Source organism: Streptomyces hygroscopicus subsp. hygroscopicus, assembly GCF_030269125.1.
In the GTDB taxonomy this organism is placed as follows: Bacteria; Actinomycetota; Actinomycetes; order Streptomycetales; family Streptomycetaceae; genus Streptomyces; species Streptomyces hygroscopicus_C.
Genome location: NZ_BSSM01000004.1, coordinates 225,677 through 244,564, shown reverse-complemented (window position 1 = coordinate 244,564; position 18,888 = coordinate 225,677). Strand labels below are relative to the sequence as shown.

General features: G+C 71.5%; 11 protein-coding genes and 2 pseudogenes. 3 read left to right on the top strand and 10 right to left on the bottom strand.

From position 1 onward, the window contains the following. Nucleotides 1–7: 7 nt before the first annotated feature. The 5 genes from QSK45_RS11885 to QSK45_RS11865 are packed head-to-tail and all read right to left on the bottom strand — an operon-like array spanning nt 8 to nt 8,018. Nucleotides 8–1,063 carry a zinc-dependent alcohol dehydrogenase family protein gene (locus QSK45_RS11885; RefSeq protein ID WP_285555929.1) on the bottom strand — a complete coding sequence of 352 codons (1,056 nt, stop codon included), beginning with the start codon at nt 1,061–1,063 and terminating at the stop codon, nt 8–10. A 47-nt stretch (nt 1,064–1,110) separates the two neighbouring features. Further along, nucleotides 1,111–3,414, bottom strand: a complete 2,304-nt coding sequence (locus QSK45_RS11880) for a hydantoinase B/oxoprolinase family protein (protein ID WP_285555927.1) — start codon at nt 3,412–3,414, stop codon at nt 1,111–1,113. 49 nt (nt 3,415–3,463) lie between these two features. Further along, entirely contained in the window at nt 3,464–5,593 is a 2,130-nt protein-coding gene (locus tag QSK45_RS11875) for a hydantoinase/oxoprolinase family protein (RefSeq protein WP_285555925.1), read from the bottom strand. A 35-nt stretch (nt 5,594–5,628) separates the two neighbouring features. Next, entirely contained in the window at nt 5,629–6,057 is a 429-nt protein-coding gene (locus tag QSK45_RS11870) for an acetone carboxylase subunit gamma (protein ID WP_285555924.1), read from the bottom strand. 47 nt (nt 6,058–6,104) lie between these two features. Continuing rightward, entirely contained in the window at nt 6,105–8,018 is a 1,914-nt protein-coding gene (locus tag QSK45_RS11865; RefSeq protein WP_285555922.1) for a hydantoinase/oxoprolinase family protein, read from the bottom strand. A gap of 241 nt (nt 8,019–8,259) precedes the next feature. On the opposite strand from QSK45_RS11865, the gene QSK45_RS11860 reads away from it, so the two are divergent. Further along, on the top strand, nt 8,260–10,119 hold the full coding sequence (locus QSK45_RS11860; protein WP_285555920.1) for a sigma-54-dependent Fis family transcriptional regulator: 1,860 nt from the start codon (nt 8,260–8,262) through the stop codon (nt 10,117–10,119). Nucleotides 10,120–10,163: 44 nt separating this feature from the next. On the opposite strand, the pseudogene QSK45_RS11855 reads toward QSK45_RS11860, so the two are convergent. Continuing rightward, a pseudogene (locus QSK45_RS11855) lies at nt 10,164–10,312 on the bottom strand (SbtR family transcriptional regulator); the annotation flags it as partial. Nucleotides 10,313–10,322: 10 nt separating this feature from the next. On the opposite strand from QSK45_RS11855, the pseudogene QSK45_RS38470 reads away from it, so the two are divergent. Further along, nucleotides 10,323–10,633 (top strand): annotated as a pseudogene (locus tag QSK45_RS38470) (SDR family oxidoreductase); the annotation flags it as partial. Between the two features lie 80 nt (nt 10,634–10,713). On the opposite strand, the gene QSK45_RS11845 reads toward QSK45_RS38470, so the two are convergent. After that, the gene (locus QSK45_RS11845; protein WP_490993551.1) at nt 10,714–11,784 is read right to left on the bottom strand and encodes a YihY/virulence factor BrkB family protein; all 1,071 of its coding nucleotides are present in this window, start codon (nt 11,782–11,784) and stop codon (nt 10,714–10,716) included. Nucleotides 11,785–12,208: 424 nt separating this feature from the next. On the opposite strand from QSK45_RS11845, the gene QSK45_RS11840 reads away from it, so the two are divergent. Then, complete coding sequence (locus QSK45_RS11840; RefSeq protein ID WP_285555915.1) at nt 12,209–12,472, top strand: GlsB/YeaQ/YmgE family stress response membrane protein; 264 nt, start codon at nt 12,209–12,211, stop codon at nt 12,470–12,472. A 165-nt stretch (nt 12,473–12,637) separates the two neighbouring features. On the opposite strand, the gene QSK45_RS11835 is transcribed toward QSK45_RS11840, so the two are convergent. From QSK45_RS11835 to QSK45_RS11825, 3 genes are read right to left on the bottom strand one after another with little or no spacing between them, the layout of a single operon-like run. Then, complete coding sequence (locus tag QSK45_RS11835) at nt 12,638–16,690, bottom strand: P-loop NTPase (protein ID WP_285555913.1); 4,053 nt, start codon at nt 16,688–16,690, stop codon at nt 12,638–12,640. A 58-nt stretch (nt 16,691–16,748) separates the two neighbouring features. Continuing rightward, nucleotides 16,749–17,078 (bottom strand): trypco2 family protein, encoded by a 330-nt coding sequence (locus QSK45_RS11830; RefSeq protein ID WP_285555911.1) that lies wholly within the window; start codon nt 17,076–17,078, stop codon nt 16,749–16,751. Nucleotides 17,079–17,131: 53 nt separating this feature from the next. Then, complete coding sequence (locus tag QSK45_RS11825; protein WP_285555910.1) at nt 17,132–18,826, bottom strand: hypothetical protein; 1,695 nt, start codon at nt 18,824–18,826, stop codon at nt 17,132–17,134. Nucleotides 18,827–18,888 lie beyond the last annotated feature (62 nt).

The following is an 18,888-nucleotide window of genomic DNA, read 5'->3' as shown; positions in this document are numbered from 1 at the left end:
GACGGACTCAGCCGCCCAGGACGATCTTGAGGGCGTTCGTCCTGGCGGCGTCCGCGAACGTGTCGTACGCGTCGAGGATCCGGTCGAGCGGGAAGTGGTGGCTGGCGAACCGGTCCACGGGCAGCCGCCCGTCGCGCACCAGCCGGAGCAGCATCGGCAGGGTGTCGGTGTTCACCAGGCCCATGGAGATCGCGATGTTCTTGATCCACAGGTCCTGGAGCGGCAGCTCGACCGGCTTGCCGTGTACTCCGACGTTGGCCACGTTCCCGCCCGGACGGACCAGGTCGAGCGCCATGGCGAACGTCTGCGGGATCCCGACCGCCTCCACGACGACGTCCGCCCCGTCCCCGTCGGTGAGCGCGAGCACCTCGTCCCGCCAGCCGCTGTTCCCGGAGTTCACGGCGTGGGTGGCGCCGAAGGAGAGTGACTGCCGAGCGCGGTGGTCGTCGACGTCGATCGCGATGACCCGGGCGGCACCCTGGAGCCCCGCCGTGGCCGCCACCGCCAGGCCCACCGGCCCGGCGCCGATGACCGCCACGGTGTCGCCGGGCTTGACGCGCCCGTAGCGGACGCCGATCTCGAACCCGGTGGGCAGGATGTCCGAGAGCATCACTCCCTGCGCGGGGGTGATCCCCTCGGGCAACCTGTGCAGTGAGGTCTCGGCGTACGGCACGCGAACGTACTCGGCCTGGGTGCCGTTGACGAGGTGTCCGAGGATCCACCCGACGCCCGGTGCCCCCTCGTCGCCGGCGCAGTGGGAGTGGAGCCCGCGGCGGCAGTTGTCACACCGCCCGCAGTTCTTGATACAGGCGATGATGACCTGGTCGCCCTCGGCCAGGGTGGTGACGGCGCTCCCGGTCGCCACGACCGTCCCGACCCCCTCGTGCCCGAGGACGCGGCCCTCGGCGACCGCGGGCACGTCGCCCCTGAGGATGTGCAGGTCGCTGCCGCAGATGGTGGTGGCGTCGATCTTGACGATGACGTCCGTGGGCGACTCGATGGCCGGGTCGGTGACGGTGTCCCACGACGTGCGGCCCGAGCCGTGGTAGACGAGAGCCTTCATGGCTGACTCCTTGTGCGTTGCGAGAAGCTGGCTGGGTTCACGGCGGATCAGGACTTGCGGCGCACTTCCTCGCCGTGCTTGTCCTCCAGTTCGCGGACCCGCTCCTCGAGTCGGGCGATCTTGACCTCGCGCCGGTCGGGGACCATGACGATCGGGAGTTCCTTCAGCGGGGCCGTCACCCGCTGCGGGCCGTCGATGGTGAAGACCGTCGCCGTGATGTCGTCGGTGTCCGAACCCCAGGATCCGTAGTAGTGCAGGTCCTTCGGCGGCTCGGGCGTGACGAACTCGGCGCAGAACTCGGCATAGGGCTTGCCCCGGCGGAGCCTGGCCCCGCGGGCGGCGTCGCGCGCCGCCCGGGTGCCTTCGACGTCCAGGCGGAAGGTCTCCGCGTCGTAGCGCACCCCGAAGATCTCCTCGGCGGCCTTCTGGCTGATCCGGCCGAGTTCGGCGTCCTTGACGACCGATTCGGGGAGCCGCTCCAGGGGGTCGCCGTAACCGCCGCCGGCTCCCTGACTGATCATGTACAGCTCGCCGTCCTTGGCGATGTCGAACTGAAGGCCCATGTGCGAGGTCGCGTAGCGGCCGTCCTCGAAGGGGCGCTCGTTCATGACCTTCTCGATCGACAGGTCGAACTTCCCGCTGTCCCGGCGGATGTGCTCGTAGACGTTGGTCCCCTTGACCATGGCGAGCGGGTAGGTGCCGCAGCCGTAGCCGCCGTACATGCCGTAGATGGAGGAGAACTTCGACCCCGACGTCACCGTCATGAAGCCCCACTGCGGCGTGCCCTCGGCGGCGACGATCATCTCGTAACCCATGCCGCCCGTGAACTTCCCGAACCCCATGTTGTCGCGGACGAGTCGCTTGGACACCAGCTGCATGAAGGGGACTTCCTCCTCCATGACCTCCTGTTCGGCGGTGTCGGCCATCGCGCAGAAGAGCGGGGAGACCGCGTCCTCGCCGTCGCGGAAGGGCTTGGCACCGCCCGGCATGCCGTTGAGGTCCGCGCAGAGGTTTCCGACCGTGTCACCGTGCTGGGTGATTCCGCCCCACAGGAACGTGTTGATCTGGTTGAACCAGTTCGCGACGACGTTGCTGTACTTCTCCGGGGTGGAGAAGGACATCCGGCTGTAGAGCGCCTGCGCGGCGGAGAAGCCGCGGAACGATGCCTGGAGCGACTGCCCCATCGGCGCGTCGTAGGAGGCGTCGGCCCAGGTGCCCTCGTCCGAGATGATCTCGATGCAGCTCATGGCCGAGGTGCAGCGCGGCAGGTCGGGCCACCAGAACGCCAGGATGGCCTGCATGATCATCGACTTGACCGAGCAGAGCGGGCTGTTGATGGCCCGGTTGAGGATCTCCGGTCCCGTGCCGCGCAGGTCGATGGTCATCTTCTCGCCCTTGACCGTCACCTTGCAGGCGAACTTGATGAGGATGTTCTCCTTCAGGGTCGAGTCCATGAACTGGTCGAAACGGTAGGTGCCGTCGGGCAGTTCACTGATCCGCCGGCGCACCTCCACGTCGACGTCCTCGACCGTGGTGCGCAGGGCCGCGACGAAGGTGTCGACGCCGACCTCGTCGATGATCTTGTCGACCCGTTCCATGATCTTGCGTACGGCGGTGATCTTCACCTTGAGGTCGGCGAGCTGGAGCTTGGGGTCGCGCACGGAGTGCTGGAGGAAGGTGAGCAGGTCGCGGCGGAGCTGCCCCCGCTCGACGATCTTGAAAGGGCTCATCCGCAGTCCGTCGTCGAAGGGCGTCTCCGACCCGGAGGGCATACCGCCCGGCTCGCAGGCGCCGTTCTCACCCTCGTGGATGGTCGCGGCGACCCAGGCGATGATCTCGCCGTCCCTGATGACCGGCATGATCATCGACTGGTCGGTGTTGTGGATGTTGCCGAACCGCGCGTCGTTGTGGATGAATCCGTCGCCCTCGTGGATCCCGACGGTCGGTTCGTCCTTCCAGTACTTCATGATGTAGCGGATCGGGTGGTGCAGGATCGCGCTGAAGGCGATGACGCCGTGGCAGGAGAGGTAGGAGACGTCGCCGGCGGCGGTGTAGATGGCGGTCGTGAGGTCGCCCCACTTCGCGCCGGGCGCGGCTCCCTGCGCCTCGCACATCTCGTAGCCCTCGTCGAGGGCGCCGGCGATGCGCTTGCGGATGCGCTCGACCTGAAGCCGGTCGACGCCGGCCACGATCGCCCGCTCCTCGCGGGCGGACCTGGGCGCGATGCCGTGGTCTCGCATGATGGCCGGGTCGGGTCCGAGGAAGAGGGTCGTCTCGTCCATGAACTTGTCGACCCACTGCTGCTCCTGGGGAGTCAGGGATGTCGACGGCCTGTCGTCGATGGTGGTCATGTCAGCGGCTCCTTCTGTTTCGCGTGTCGGGGCGGCGGTCGGTGCCGGATCAGTCCTGGAGGAACCAGACCGCGCCCTGGCGCGTCGGTTCGAGCCTCCAGCCGGGCTCGACGAGGTACGTCGTGTTCTCCGTGGTGACGATCGCCGGACCGGGGACGACGTGCTCGTGGGTGAGCGCGCTGTGGTCGTAGACGGGCGTGCTGATCGGGTCGTCGTGGCCGATGAAGACCACGTCGCGGCGGGACGCCTCGGTCGGGACCGTGCGCTCTCCCCCGGATTCCAGGGACTCGAAGCTCACGACGTCCCCGTCGACGTACGAGGCGACCCGGACGGTGTTGCACCGGATGCCGGCCTCCGGCGCGGCACTCGACGCGCCGAAGCGGTGGCTGTAGACGTCACCGAAGATCCTGATCATGGCGAGGACGTCGGCCACGCCGTTCATGCGGTTGATGTCCTCCAGTGCCACCGCCTGGGTGAGCAGCTGGTTGCCGTAGCGCATGTCGAGTTCGAGCCGGTACTTCACGTCCTCGGCGGCGAAGCCCTGGCGGACCAGGTCCTCGCGTCCGCGCGCCTCCAGTTCCTCGACCACGGCGTTGAACTCGGCGTAGTCCGCGTAGAGCTGACGTGACGTCGGGTTGTACAGCGTCACGTGGACGCCGCGCTCGTGGAAGTGGAGCTGCTTCATGTTCCCGGCGCCGCAGGCGGAGAACACCGAGGAGAACGGCGGCGCCAGCACGCGCCTGATCCCCGCGTGGCGGGCGACGCCGCAGGCGTGGAGCGGTCCGTTGCCGCCGTAGGCGAGCATCGTGAAGTCCTCCGGCAGGTAGCCGCGGACCCGCAACTCCTTGCCGATGCCGATCGCCATCTGCTCGTCCACGCCGTCCTTGATCGCCCGCGCGATGTCGAGGACGTCCATGTCGAGCGGGTCGCAGAGGGTCTCCTCGACGGCGAACCGGGAGCGCTTCGGGTTGAGTTTGATGTAGCCGTTGGCGTAGTTGTCCGGCTCGAGGTAGCCGAGGAGGAGGTCGGCGTCGGTCACGGTCGGGCGCAGACCCCCGCGGTCGTAGCAGGCCGGACCCGGGTTCGAGCCGGCCGACTCCGGGCCGATCTTGATCGAGTCGTGGATGCGGTCGTACGTGGCGATGGAACCGCCGCCCGCGCCGAGGGTGTCGAGGTGGACCATCGGCACCGAGACGAGCCACCGGTCGATCGTGGGCAGGAAGTCGTAGTGCTTGACGCCGCCCTCGGGCACGAGGCCGATGTCGAACGACGTACCGCCCATGTCGGTCGAGATGACGTGCCCGAGCCCCGTCTCCTTCGAGAGGTGCTCGGCGGCTCCGACCCCGGCGATCGGGCCGGAATGGATCGTCTGGAGGGCATCGGTCGAGTTCATCTGCGCCATGCCGCCGGAGTTGTGGATCACCAGCATCGGCTTGTCGTAGCCGGAGTCGCGCAGGTTGTTCGACAGCTGGGACAGCGCGTGGAACATGATCTCGTGGAGGAAGCCGTCGATGATCGTCGACGTCGCCCTGACGTACTCGCCCTTGCGGCCGGAGACCTGGTGGCCGAGCAGGACGGGGATGGCCCCCAGTTCGTGGGCGGGGAACTCCTCCAGGACGATCTCCTGGATCGCGAGTTCGTGGACCGGGTTCTCGGTGGCGTTGACGAGGGTGACGACCAGCGCCTCCGCCCCCGCGTCGACGAGTTCGCGCACGACCTCGCGGACGTTCTCGGGGTCGAGCGGGGCGACGACCTTCCCCGCGGAGTTGACGCGTTCCTTGACCGAACGGATCATCCGGCGCGGCACGATCGGCTCCGGCCGCTCGGCCGCGGGCAGGTTCTGCTGCATCGAGTAGTCCAGGCCCTCGCCGTAACCGCGGCCGCGGGAGAGGGGGATGGTGTCCTCGAAGCCGTGGGTGACGATCGCGGCGACCTTGGGACCCTTGCGCTCGATGAGCGCGTTGGTGCCGAGGGTCGTCGCGTAGCGGACCGAGTCGACCTCCTGGAGGACGGTGCCCCGGTCGAGTCCCGCCCGCCGGCACGCCAGATCGAGGGCCTCGTTGAAGCCGAGGGCGAGGTTGTGGTGGGTGGTGAGGGCCTTGGCCTCGACGTACTGGTCGTCCCAGACGAAGAAGCAGTCGGTGAACGTGCCGCCGATGTCGACGGAGATGCGCTTCATGGGTGTCCCTGGGGTGTCGTGTGCGCGCGGCGCGGTCAGCGGATGTGGCCGATGGCCCGGAGGGCGGCGGTGTACTTCTGGGCGTCGGCGCCGGGGCCGTAGGTGTGGACCTCCTCGGGGTCCACACCGCGCGCCTCCCACTGCGCCCGGAGCGCGGCGACGTCGATGAGCATGTCGACCGTCGGGGGGTGGCCCGGCGGGATGTACTCGGTCTCGATCTGGGTGCCGCAGCCGGGGCAGTAGTACTCGAGGATGCGGCAGTAGTCCGGGTCCGGGGAGAAGGTGAACTCGTACCGCTCGGGGTCGATGATCGGCTGGTGGATCTCGCGGGGGTCCCGGTCGTGAACGAGGGTCCCCTCCTTGTAGTTGCCGTGCGCGCTGCCCATGTCGTGGGCGCAGACGCGGCACACCCAGCGTTCGGTGTCCAGGTCGATGACCAGGTACTCGGTCATGGGGACTCGCATGGAGCCCTCCTTCGGGATCGGAAGACCAAAAGGTCGGGGGTCGGGGGTCAGAGGGTGTCGTGGAGCAGGAGGTCGCCGGCCGAGGTGACCCGGAACGTCCAGCCGGGCAGGACCCGGGCGGTGAAGAAGGGGCCCTCGACGATCGCCGGACCCGCGGCGCTGTCCCCGGGGCCGAGTTCGGTCAGGACATGGACCGGCACCTCGTCGACCCGGTCGGCCGCCGAGCGCACCTTGCGCGTCCCCGCGACCGGGGCCGGCCGGACCTCGGTCTCCTGACCCGGGGTCACTTCGGGGTGGGGCAGCGGGGCGGTGACGGTGAGCCGGAGGGACACCTCCCGGCCCGGGTGCTCGACCGGTGCGCCGGGGAGGTAGGGGAAGCGCGCCACCGGCGTCCCGTCCTGCTCCTCGACGCTGAGCTCCCAGGCCGTCTCGCAGTCGGCGAGCGCGTAGCCCTCCTGGAACATGTCCCGCTCGGCCCGGACGAGGAGTTCGTCGTACGTCTGCCTCGCCGACTCGGTCGTCGGCTTGGGGGCGCCGACCTCGTAGGTCTTGCCCACGTCCGAGAAGGAGATCCCGAACGCGGAGAAGACCGCCGCCGTACGCGGTACGAGGACCTGCCGCACTCCCGCGGGGCGGGCGGCGCCGGCCGCGCTCATCGGCCCGGCCCCGCCGAACGCGGCCAGGGTCGTCTCCTCGGTCACCAGGTGCGCGAACGACGAGGACAGCGCCTCGAAGTACGCCTGCTCCATCCGGACCAGGGCCTCTTCGAGGCCGATCCCGAGCGGGGTCGCGATGGTGTCGGTGATGACGGCACGCGAGCGGTCCGGGTCCAGCCTGAACGTGCCGTCGAGATAGGTGTCCGGGTCGAGGACACCGAGGAGCAGATTGACATCGGTGATCGTGGCCTGTTTGCCGCCGAAGCCGAAGCACGCCGGCCCGGGGGCCGCCCCCACGGACGCGGGGCCGACCGTGATCCGCCCGTCCTCGACGGCGATGACGGAGGACCCGCCCACTCCCTTGGAGTGGACGTTGCTCATCGGGTAGGAGACCGGGACGCCCCTGATCGTGCCCCGCTCGTCGGCCTCGACGCGGTCACCGGCGACCACGCCGACGTCGGTCGTCGTCCCCCCGATGTCGATCATGAGGGTGTGCGCGAGCCCGTACGCACGGGCCAGCGCCGCCGTGCCCTCCAGCCCGCCGCGGGGGCCGGAGGAGTAGGTCTTGAGCGCGACCGACTTGGCGACCCGCGAGGAGGCGCCGTCGTTGCGGTAGACGAGCAGCGGGTTCAGGACCTTGTAGGTCTTCAGGCGCCGCTCGGCACTGTAGAGGAACCGTTCCATCGTCGGGTGGAGGAAGGAGTTGATGACGCACGACCAGACCCGGCGGGCGTCGTTGCGGTCGCCGGCCAGGTCCCAGCTGTAGATGACCGGGATGGACCCGAGCAGGTGCCGGGGGAACTTGCGCAGCAGGACCGTCCGCAGCCGGCGCTCCTGCTCCGGGTCGCCGCCCGCGACGACCACGCGGGCGGCGCCGAGTGTGGCCAGCCGGTTCACCTGCTGGACGACCTCGAAGTCGATCGCCTCGTCGTCGGCGTCCATGTCGATGGTGAAGAGGCGGTCGCCGACGAGGCTCTCGAACAGTTCGTCCTCCGCGGGCGTGGACCGCATCGCCGGTCCGAGGCCCGACAGGGGCGTGAGGATGCCGATCATCGGGCCGCGCCGCTCGACGAGCGCGTTCGTACCCTGAGTGGTCGAGTACCGGATGTGCTGGGTCGCGTGCAGCAGCCGCTCGATGTCGGGCGTGCCGTACAGGGCCGCCGAAGCCTTCTCCATGCCGGTGAACAGGCACTCGGAGAGGTCGTGGGGCGTGGTGAGCGTCTTGGTGAAGGTGAAGCCGGTGCCGTCCCAGACGCAGATATCGGTGAGGGTCCCACCGTTGTCGATGTTGATGAGGGTTTCCATGCCACTCCTTGGCTGCAACTCGGGCTGCAACGGATTCGCGGGAGCGACGCGGCCGTTGCCCGAGGTGAGCTCCGGCCCGGCCGTCGCCCTCGACGGTGAGATCCAAGGTGCTGGCGTCCCACGGTTCCTGGCCGTCCCAACTTGGGACACGCACGCCGGTTGGTTCGAGCCACCGGCGCAGGCATCATGAGGGGCCGACGCGTGAGGGCCGCACGTGTCGGGGCCGCGACAAGGAGGCCGCATGCCGGACAGGAACAGCAGGCTGCTGCGTATGGCGGCGGCTCGAGCCGACTTCCTGGAATACGGGCACCAGGGTGCCGCGGGCGTTCCCGACGTCCTCGCCGCGTCATGGGTGCGCAGTCAGCGGGCAGGGGTCGACATCACCCGTCCGCCGACGGACTTCAGGGACGACATCGACACCAGGTCCCGCCTCGTCCGCTGCGCGGAGCCGGTCCTCGACCAGCTCGGCAACGACACCACCGACCTGCCGCTGGTCATCGCGCTCACCGACAGCCAGGCCCGCTTGGTGCAGCGCCGGGACTCCTCCTCGGCGGTCGGACGGCTGCTCGACCGGGTGGACTTCGCCCCGGGGTACAACTACGCCGAGGCCAAGAAGGGCACCAACGGGGTCGGGACCGTCCTGGAGGCGGGGCAGGCCGTGTCCGTGGTCGGCCCCGAGCACTTCACGGAGGAGTTGCAGGCCTTCGCCTGCACCGGCGCGCCGGTCTTCGACCCGTTGACCGGGCGCATCGAGGGCATCCTCGACATCTCCACGCTGGCCGACGCGTGGAGCCCGCTCGTGCACACGCTCGTCAAGTCGGCGGCCAAGGACATCGCACGCAATCTCCTGCTCGACCGCAACCAGGCCCAGCAGGCACTCTTCGAGACCTACCTGAGGGCCGACGCCCGCTCGACCCGGCAGGCGGTGTTCGCCTTCGCGAACTCCGTGTTCATGGCCAATGCCGCGGCCCAGGCCATGTTCGACCCGGTCGAGCAGCTGGCCGTCCGGGAGCACGCGACCTTCCTCATGGCCCGCCGCGACCGCGTCAGCGAGACGATGGCCTTCTCGTCCGGCCGGATCATCCGGATACGCGGGACCCGGATCGTCTCGGGCTCCGACACGGCGGGCATCGTCGTCATCGCCGAGGCCGTGACCGGCGAGGCGTCGCAGCCCCGGCCCCCGGCCCCCGGCCCGGAGTTCGACGACCGGGTCCTGCCGCGGGTGGCGACGGCGGGTGCCGCGACCAGAGGTCTCGTCGGCGATCTGCGCCGACCGCACGTGCCGATCGCGTCCGGCTCGTCCCCGGCGTGGATCCGCGCCTGTTCGGAACTGCGCGACGCCCTCGCCGCGAAGGCCCCGACGATCGTCCTCGGCGAAACGGGGACGGGCAAGTTCACCCTCCTCGCCGAGCTCTTCCACGCCGACCACCCCTGCGGCCGCAGCGTCGCCGTCGACGCGAGCCAGTTGCACTCCGGCGCGGAGACCGACCTCGACGCGCTGCTGGGCAGCACCCGCGAACAGACCCTGTGCATCGTCCGGAACATCGACCAGGCGAGCACGGACGGGGTCGAGCGCATCGACAAGCTGTTCACGACCCTCGGCTCGACGACGGCTCCCGTCACCTTCGCGGCGACGGTCTCGGACTCGAGCCTCGACTCCGACCTGCCATTCCACTCGCTCCTCGGGCACTTCGAGGTCGCCGTGACCATCCCGCCGCTTCGATGCCGTACCGAGGACCTGACGCTCATCGTCAGCCGGGTCCTGGAGGAGATCGCGCCGGGCCGGCGGGTGCGCCTCTCCCCCGCGGCCGCGCGGACCGTCGCCCAGTACACCTGGCCCCGCAATGTCTCACAGCTGCGCGAGGCGCTGACCCATGCGCTGCGGACGCGGCCGGTGGGGGAGATCCAGGACCAGGACCTGCCGAACTACTGCCAGACCCGGTCCCACAAGATCCTCACCCGGATCGAGGCCGCCGAACGGGACGCGATCATCGCGGCGCTGCGGGACAAGGGCGGGAACCGCGTGGCCGCCGCGACGCACCTCGGCATGTCACGGAGCAGCCTGTACCGCAAGTTGCGGTCGTACGGCATCTCGGCTTGAGGACCTGAGCGGCGCCGGAGCGCGTCCTCACTCCGCAGCGGCGTTCAGGGGCGGGCCGTCAGGCCGTCCAGGGTGAGGTCGAGCAGGCGTTCCCCTGCCTCCGTTGTTCGGGTTTCGCCGAGGTGAGGGCGATGCCTTCGAGGGCGGAGAGAAGGTCGGTGGGGCCGATGCCGGTGCGGATCGTCCCGGCGGCCGCGCGACCCACCGCGGCCTACGTCGCGAAGTCACCCCAAGGCGTGTACGCGGCCCCGAAGACGGCGGTCGAAGTCCTTGCCGAAGGGCTGCGCCAGGAGTCCGGTCCGACCTGCGCGTCACCCTCGTCTCACCGGGCTTCACCCACACGGAGGGCGTGGGCAAGGGAGGGAGCCCGGAAGCAGCGGCGGCGCCGGCCCGGCAGCGCGACGAGATCGCCATGCCGCCCTCGGCCGTCGCCCACGCGATCGGTTCCGCGATCGCGCAGCGCGACGGCGTCGACGTCAGCGAGATCGTCGTCCGCCCCACCGTCCAAGCCTGACGGCCGGGGCCCCGCCGGTCCCCGCGGGTGTCCACCGGTCCGGCGCGCGCCGCGGCGGACCGCGTCCCGGGGACCTGCCCTCAGGGCCTTCCGTCCGGCGGTTCCCCGTGCTCGGGCTCGGGCGGCGGCTCGAAGCGCACGCTGACCTTCTGGAATCCCTTGAATGCCTCGGTGGCGGCGTACGACCGGTAGGCACGGCGGTCCGCCGCGCTGAGCCGTACCCGGTCCGTGAACGGCGTCAGCAGACTGCGGGGCCACAGGCGCATGACCCACACGGCCCCCGCCTCGGCCGCCGCGATGAAGATCAGGGCCCCGACGTAGAGCCAGGCCAGCAGGCCCAGGACGATGCCGAACATGCCGTAGGTGGCGGTGGCCCCGCGCAGCACGTGGCTGACGTAGTAGGAGCCCACCCACTGCAGCGCCTGCCACGCGCAGGCACCCCCCAGCGCGAATCCGGCGAGTCGGCGCAGCGGCAGGGCTCGCTGCGTCAGCAACCGGTAACTCAGAAGCAGCAGAAGGGCGTTCAGACCCACCGACCCCGCGGTCGCGGCGAGCCAGGTTCCGCCCCTCAGCCGCACGCCGAACAGCTGACTCTGCGAGGCCGCCACCGACAGCAGGGTGGACGCGCACAGACCGACCGCGAGGAGCAGCAGGAAGACCAGCCCCTTCAGGCGCGAGCGAAAGGGATCCGGGCGGGCGTGCCGGGGGACCGCCCAGATCTTGTTGAGGGCGTACTGCGCGGCCTGGGCGACGCCGAGCGAACCATAGACGCTGCCGACGATGCCCGCGGCGAGTGCGACCCCGCTGCCGTGGAAGGAGTGGATGTTGTGCCCGAGCTGGTCACCGATGACCGGGAACTCGCTCAGCGCCGAATCCATGACCCGTTGCCGCAGAGCGGGATCGCTGCTGAGGAAGGTGCTCAGGACGGCGACGAGGATCAGGAGCAGCGGAAAGAGCGAGAGGAAGCCGTAGTAGGTGAGCAGGGCCGCGAGGTACAGGGCCTGGTCGTCGTAGAACTTGTACACGACGGCGAGCGGCAGACCCACCCAGTGGTGGCGCCTTTGGAAGCCGTCGGCGCGCTCAAGGAGTTTCATGGCCTGGGCCTGGGACTGGGTCGCGTCGGCGCGGGGGGCTGTGACGGCTGCGGGCAACAGCGAGCGCCTGTCCGACCTGCGGACGGGGGTCTCCGCTGGGATCCGGGGACCGGCTGCATGGGAACCACTCCTCAGCTGTCTGCATCGCACTCCGGGGAGTCCGCGCTGGTGGGTGCAGTTCAGGAGTCTCCCCCCGCCCGGCCCCGAAACGGATGCGCGGCTTGTTCACCCGGGTGCGTTCGCAGGACCGGTTCCGGCACGGGCCGCGCACCGCTCCCTCGGACGCGCCCCTCTCCCACCGCACACGCGCGGGGATCTTCGACGCCGGTCACTCCGGGTCCGCGCCCCGCCGAGCGGCGGGCCGCGCCGGTCCTGGACGAAGTGAGGACCTTCGTCCCGCATACGCCGCTCCGTGCGGGATATGCGGAAGTACGTGGGAGCCCCGCCCCGGGGCCCGCAGCGGAACGGAAGGAACATCCTCGTGGGCATCATCGCCTGGATCCTGATCGGCCTCATCGCGGGCGCCATCGCCAAGGCACTGACCCCCGGCAAGGACCCGGGCGGCTGCCTGGTGACGATGCTGATCGGCATCGCGGGCGGGCTGCTCGGCGGCTGGCTGGGCAAGGTGATCCTCGGCGTCCACTCGATCAACGGCTTCTTCAGTCTCTCCACCTGGATCGCCGCGATCGTGGGTTCCGTGATCGTGCTGCTGCTCTATCGCGTGGTGACGGGACGCTCGCGCTGACCGCGCGGGAAGGAGGCGGCTCCTTGCGGGAGCCGCCTCCTTTATGTGAGCGGCAGGAATCCGTCGGCGAGTCGGCCGGTCGGGCGGGCCGGCGACCACTCGCCGGGCCGCGCCCAGGCGAGACCGACGCGTCGCACGGCGACTCCCCGGCCGGCGACCAGGCCGTCAGGGGCGACGCCGTTCGGGCAGGCCGTGCTCCGCCGCCCTGACGATCTCGGCGCGCAGCCGGGCGCAGTCGGCCGTCTCGCGCGCGTGCAGCCCGGGGTCCAGGTCGGCGAGCGGGGCGAGGCTCCTCTCCGCGGCCGCCACCTCGCGCAGTGCCTCGTCGAAGGCGCCGGTCCAGGGGAGGGTGTCCGCGAGGTTGTAGTGACAGGTCGCGACGGCGAGCGCGTACTGGTCGGGCTCGGCGTGCGGCTCCACCTCGCGCGTCAGCTCCAGCGCCTTGTACAGATGGGGCAGGGCGTCGCGCTGACGGCCCATCAGGGAGAGTGCGTGGGCGTACTGGGCGAGGGTGTTGGCCAGGGCGAACCGGTCGGTGGGCAGAGCGCACACCTCCAGGATCACCTGCCGGAGGGCGACCGCCTCGCCGAGCAGGCCCTCCGCCTGGTCGGGCTGCCCGGCCTCCAGGCAGTCCCGGGCGCGGGCTTCGAGCTCGGCCGCCACGCTGACGCCGTGCTGCTCGGGGTCACGGCGGACCAGGAGGCGGCGGACGATCATCACCCGGCGGATCGCGGAACGCGCCGAGCGGCGTCGGCCGAGGGCGTGGTAGAGGTCGACGGCGACGGACAGCAGAGCGGCGTACTCGCCCAAGTGATCGCCCGGCAGGTTCTTGATGTCGCGGTCGTAGTTGCGGACGGCCCCGTCCACGAGCCGCTTCGCCCTGCGTAGATCCTGCCGGTGGCCCGGGTTCCTCCGGGCGAGGTCGATCAGGTTCTCGGCGAGCATGATCTGCGCCTGCGCCTCCACCCTGGGGCGGGACATCTTGCGGCGGACGAGTTCGGAGCCGACTTCCAGGCACTCCTCGGCGGCCTCCCTCGCCTCGTCGAGACGGCGCAGTTCGGTCAGGGCGGACCCGTACTGGAGGAGGGAGCTCCAGAACAGCTCGTTCGGGACGCCGTCGTCCGCCGCGAGGCTCCGTCGGATGGCGAGCCCGCGGCGGATCGGCTCCAGTGCCTCTTCGGCTCTGCCCATGGAGACGAGCGTCGCGCCGAGGTTGTTGAGGACGACGGCCAGGGCACCCGCGGCCACCGGGGTGGCCAGGCTCTCCGCCCTGTCGATCACGGCGAGCGCGTCGCGCAGGACGTCGAGTGCCTCCTCCGACCGGCCCAGTGCCCGCAGCCGGTTGGCACGGCCGACGAGACTGCCCATGGCGTCGTGGCCGAGGGCGTCGGGCCGCTCCTCGGCCATCTGCCTGAGGCCCCGCACGGTGGACTCGGACAGCACCTGGGCGGCGGCGCGGAACTCGCCTTTGCGGTTGAGGGTGTGCGCGAGTTCGGCCTCGGCGTCCGCGAGGCGTTCGAGTACGACGGGATCGCCGCCGTCGGCAAGGGAGTCGAGAATGGTGACGCGTTGCTCCTGGAGGGAGCGCGCGGCGTCGTCGTCACCGCCGCCGACGAGGACACGGGCACGCTCGCCGAGGATCTCGGCCTCGGCGAGGGTCTGCTCGGCCGGGGCGAGCGCGTCGACCAGGCCGGCGGCCAGGCCCAGCGCGGCCAGGGCCGCGTCGAACTCGGCGGTCCAGCGGTGCGAGCGGGCCGTGGTCAGCAGCGCGGCGAACCGTGCGGCCGGGGTGGCCTCGGCCTCCCCGGAGTCGTAGAGCCGCAGCGCCTCTTCACATCGGCGCAGGGCCGTCACGTGGTCCCCGGCGGCCTGCCGCCACCCCGCCTCGTGCACGAGCGCGGCGGCCCGCAGGACCGGCGGAAGCCCCCGCGCGGCCGTGGCGGCGGTGCGCGTGGCCCATCCGGCGAGCACCCGGCTTCGCCCCGCGCCCAGCCGGTCGAGCAACTCCAGCAGCAGCTCGGGGTCGGTGTCGGGTGCGTCGGTGAGCCGGTGCAGGGCGTCGAGGAGGGGCTCGGGCGACTCGGTGAGGGTGGCGGCCTCCATGACGGTGCCGGCGAGCGCCGGTTCCCGGGCGAGGGCTTCGTCCAGGGCGCGGGCGACCGGGTCCCAGTGGCGGGGGATCCCGGTCACGCGGGAGAGGGTGACGAGGGCGGCGAGAAGTGTGCGGGCGGTGGAGGGGGACGGCGGGGCCCCGGCCGTCGGCGGCTGTCCGGTGCGGGTGGGAAACGGCCCGGGGCTGCCTGCCGACGCCGGCTCTCGGGTGCGGACGTCCGCCGGCGCCGGACGGTCGGGGCCGGGCGAGCGCGACCCGGAGTACGACTCGGGCTCCCCGGCGGACGCCGGTCCCCCGGCTCCGGACCGCCACGGCGCCGTCCCCGCCCTCGCCAGCGTCAGCAAGGGCAGCGTCACCAGGTCCGTGTCCGCCCGCGTCCGGTCCCCCACGTGGTACTCCCCCAGGCGATCCGGCTGGAGGGCCCCCCAGCAGCTGTCGCCCGGGGCGGGGTACATCTCGGCGAGCCAGGCCGTGCCCTGGTCCACGGTCGGGGCGTCCGCGGTCCGGAAGCCCGGTGAGGAACGCAACAGCGGTGCTGCCAGGGCGGGTTCGGCGCCCGCGGTGAGGACCGCGGTGCCGACCGCGTCGGCCAGGGGTACGGGGCCCGCCTCCGCCAGCCGCGGACGGCCGGCGGCGCTGTCCTCCCAGTACGCGCGCTCGTGCAGGAGGAGTTGCTCCTCGACCCGCAGGCCGGTGTCGTCCGGGCGGGTCGCGGGGTGCGTGGCGAGGAGGTCGGTGAGCGCGGTCATGTGCAGGGTGAGGGCGGAGCCGTACTCGGGGGCGCTCACATCGCGCGGGGCGACGAGGGCGACGCGTCCCGTCCAGTCACCCGTGACGTCCCTGAGCACCCGGGGCAGTGCCTCGGGGAGGCGCCGGGCGAGATCGGCGAGTGCGTCACGGTAGTGCGCCTCGCGGTCCGGTAACTCCGTCAGCGGGGGCAGTTCGTGGTGCAGGGCGTCGTAGGTCAGGTTCCTCGTCTCGCGCGTGCGGGTCCTGAGCTGGTCCCACCAGCCGCCCGTGGTCTCGCCCTTCGCCCGCGCCGTGAGCAGCAGCCGTACCGGGGGGCGGCCGTCGGGCCGGCGGTCCAGCACGGTGAGCAGGGCGGTCAGCTGGGCGATCCGCAGCTCGGCGTAGTCGGCGACCAGGATCAGTGGGCGGTCCACCTCGGCGAGCACGTCGAGCTGCTCGGCCGGGCCGCGCTCGTCCAGCCAGCCGGGGACCCAGCCGTGCCGGTCACGCAGTCGGGTGCACAGTTCTCGGGCGAGCCGCGATTTGCCGGCCCCGCCGGGCCCGGTGAGGACGGCGAGCCGTACGCCGTCACCGTCGCACCAGTCGTCGATCAGCTCCGTGAGCAGGTGCTCGCGGCCGTGGAAGCGGACCACCTCCGCGCGCTGGTCCAGCAGGGTCGCCGGGGAGCGGACCCGCCAGTCCGCGGCGGGCGCGACAAGGCTCTGGAGGTCTACCGGCTCCCACACGGGCGCGGCGGCGGTGTGCCGGGTGACCAGGTCCGTGAACCGCGCGTCGGCCAGAAGCGCGTACACCGGTACGGCCTCCCAGCGCGGCAGCCCCCAGCCGCTGACGTCGGTCACGACGACACCGGTCAGCAGCCCGCCGCTGAAGAGGGCCGCGCCGGACTGGCCGCTCCACGGCGAGGGTGCGCGCCGGGCGGGATCGGCGGGCGGCGCGCTGGCGAGTTCCACGGTGTAGCGGTGGGACAGGGCTCCGGTGCCGGGGACGAGGGTGGCACGCGGCTGCTGGAGGTCGAGGCCGCCGTCGGCCCGGCGCCCGGCCTGGGGATAGCCGGCGACGTCGCAGGGCTGGTGCCGGGCGGTGACGAGCCGACCCCAGCGGACCGGTGCGACCTGCTCCTGGACGTCCGTCTCGGCGAGGAGCAGGGCCGCGTCGACGTGAGCGGCGCCGCGCCACAGGACGGTGCAGGGCACGGCGCGGCCGCCGGGCACCTGCACGTCGCAGGTGGTCCGTCCGTCGAGGACGTGGCGAGCCGTCAGTACCAGTCGCCTGCCGAGGAGATAGCCGGTCCCGTTGCCGCCGTATCCCTGCTCCGCACCCGGCAGCAGGACCGCGACAATCCGACTGAGTTCCAACTGTGCCCCCGTTCAGCTTCGTACGCCCGCCGCGGGTCTGCCGCGCACCCCCGGCGAGTTACCGGACCAGCCCGCCCCCGCCGGCCAGACCGCCCGTCGGAGCCGCGCTGTTGCCGATGCGGATGCCCTCGCCGTCCTGGTCCACGGCGCGCAAGGTGAACGCCAGCTTGTGGACGGCGGTCTCGGACCTCGCGGCCCCCAGCTCCCCGGACACGACCCACGCCTTGATCGAACCCTTCCCGCTCCGCTCCCGGCGCAGCTCGACCGTGAACTCCAGGGAGATGTCACCGAGTTCGAAGCGGACACCGGAGTTCGCGGCGCGCTCGCGGGCGGCGGTCAGTTCGGCGCGAAGGTGGTCGATGGCTTCGCCGACGGTGATGTCGTTCATGGGGCCACCGTAGCGACGTACCGGGGCCGCTGTCCCCGCGACGGCGGAAGCGGTCAGTCGGAAGGACCGACCAGCGTGGGAACCAGGTGCCGCTGCACATGACGGACGTACTCCCGCACGCGTTCCCACCCGTCCTCCTCCCCCGGCAGCCGGGTGCGCAGCCCCCAGGCCTCGGGCAGTCCGTGCTCCTTGACCCACAGCATGTAGCGGCACACCGTCTCGCGCCGGTCGCCGACCGCCTCCAGGCGGCGGGCGAGGGCGCCGTCGCGGCGGGCGCGGGCGAGCGCGGCGAACATGTCCACGACGGCGTAGTAGCTGAGCACGGCCTCGGTCGTGCGGTTCATGCAGGCCAGCACCACTTCCGCCTCGTACCGTGCCTGCTCCTCCAGCCTTCGTGTCCGGCCGAACCGGCTCGGCCGCCCGTGGTGGAAGTGGCGCCGGATGTTGTCGAAGTCGGGTACGAAGGGGCCGTCCTCGCCGGCCCCCAGGATCAGCGCGTTCATCGTGTGGACGTACGCCGCGCAGTCCGCCTGGGTCTCCAGGCGCACCTCCCGGGGCAGCCCCGCGGTGAACGGCACCAGGGGCGGCTCGGCGGCCCCGGGGCCGAGCCTGCCCGTGAGGATCGGGGTGAGTTCACGGGCGATGAGGAAGAGCGCGCACGCGTCGAAGACCACGTAGGGGTCGCCGGAGCCGTAGGGCCTCTCGCCCTCCGGCATGGCCATCGGGATGAGCGGCCGGGGCGGGAGCAGCACGGCGGCGCGCGGGGGTCGCCAGGAGCGAAGGTACGAGGCGACGGTGGTGTCGACGTCGGCCCACGTGCGATCGCGGTCGGCCGTGGAGGGGCCGGGGTCGGCAGTGCCGGACGCCGCTGCCCCCGGGCGGGCGAAGAGGGTGGGCAGGGCCCAGGAGAGGTTGGCCATCAACTCACTGGCCTGCGGCGGCAGTCCGATGACGAAGCCCTGCCGGCCGTCGGCGAGGGGGCGGGTCAGCACCCGGGACTGCGGGTCGGTGGACGGCTGGACGAAGACCTCGACGGTGGAGGCTATCCGTCGGACCTCGTCCATGCCGGGTACGCGCAGGTCGCGCACGCGGTGATCGCCGTCGTCGGTACGGGCGAAGGCGTGGGCGAGCAGCAGCAGGTCGAGCAGTCTGCGGGGCCTGCGGGACACGTCGGCCAGCTTCTCCGGGTTGTCGAGCAGTCCGCCGGTGGGGTCGGCGCCGATGACGAAGTCCGGGTCGGTGAAGACACGGGCGAGCCGGGTGGCCTCGGCGGCGAGCTCGGCGCTCTGGTGGCCGCGGAACATGATGCTGGACGGGTAGGGGAAGGGATCCGGGTCCGGTGCTTCTTGGGCGAGCAGGCCGTTGAGGGCGGAGCACAGGGCTCCGGCGTCCCGTACGGGCACGTCGCGGCGCGGTTTGCGGATCACGATCCGCCCCTGCTCGACACGGGGGTCCGACCGCACGACGACATCGGACGGCCCGGCGACGCGTACGGCGATGCCGTACCGGAAGCGGTGACGGAGTGCGGCGACGACGTCCGTGAGGGCGGCGGAGGTCGCGGTACCGGTGAGGACGTCGTCGCCGGGGGCGTGGGCGCCCGGCGGGCGTAATTCCGCGTACGGGACACCGGCCCGGCCGAGCACATCCCTCGCGGCATCCGTCTCCTCGCGGTCCGACGCGGCGAAGAGATGGAAGACCACCCGTACCCCGGTGTCGGCGCCGACGGGCGCCGGTGTCGTCTCCCCCATGCCTCGACAGCATGGCGGCAGACGGAGGGGTGAATCAACCGATCGGAGAAACACGGGGGCGT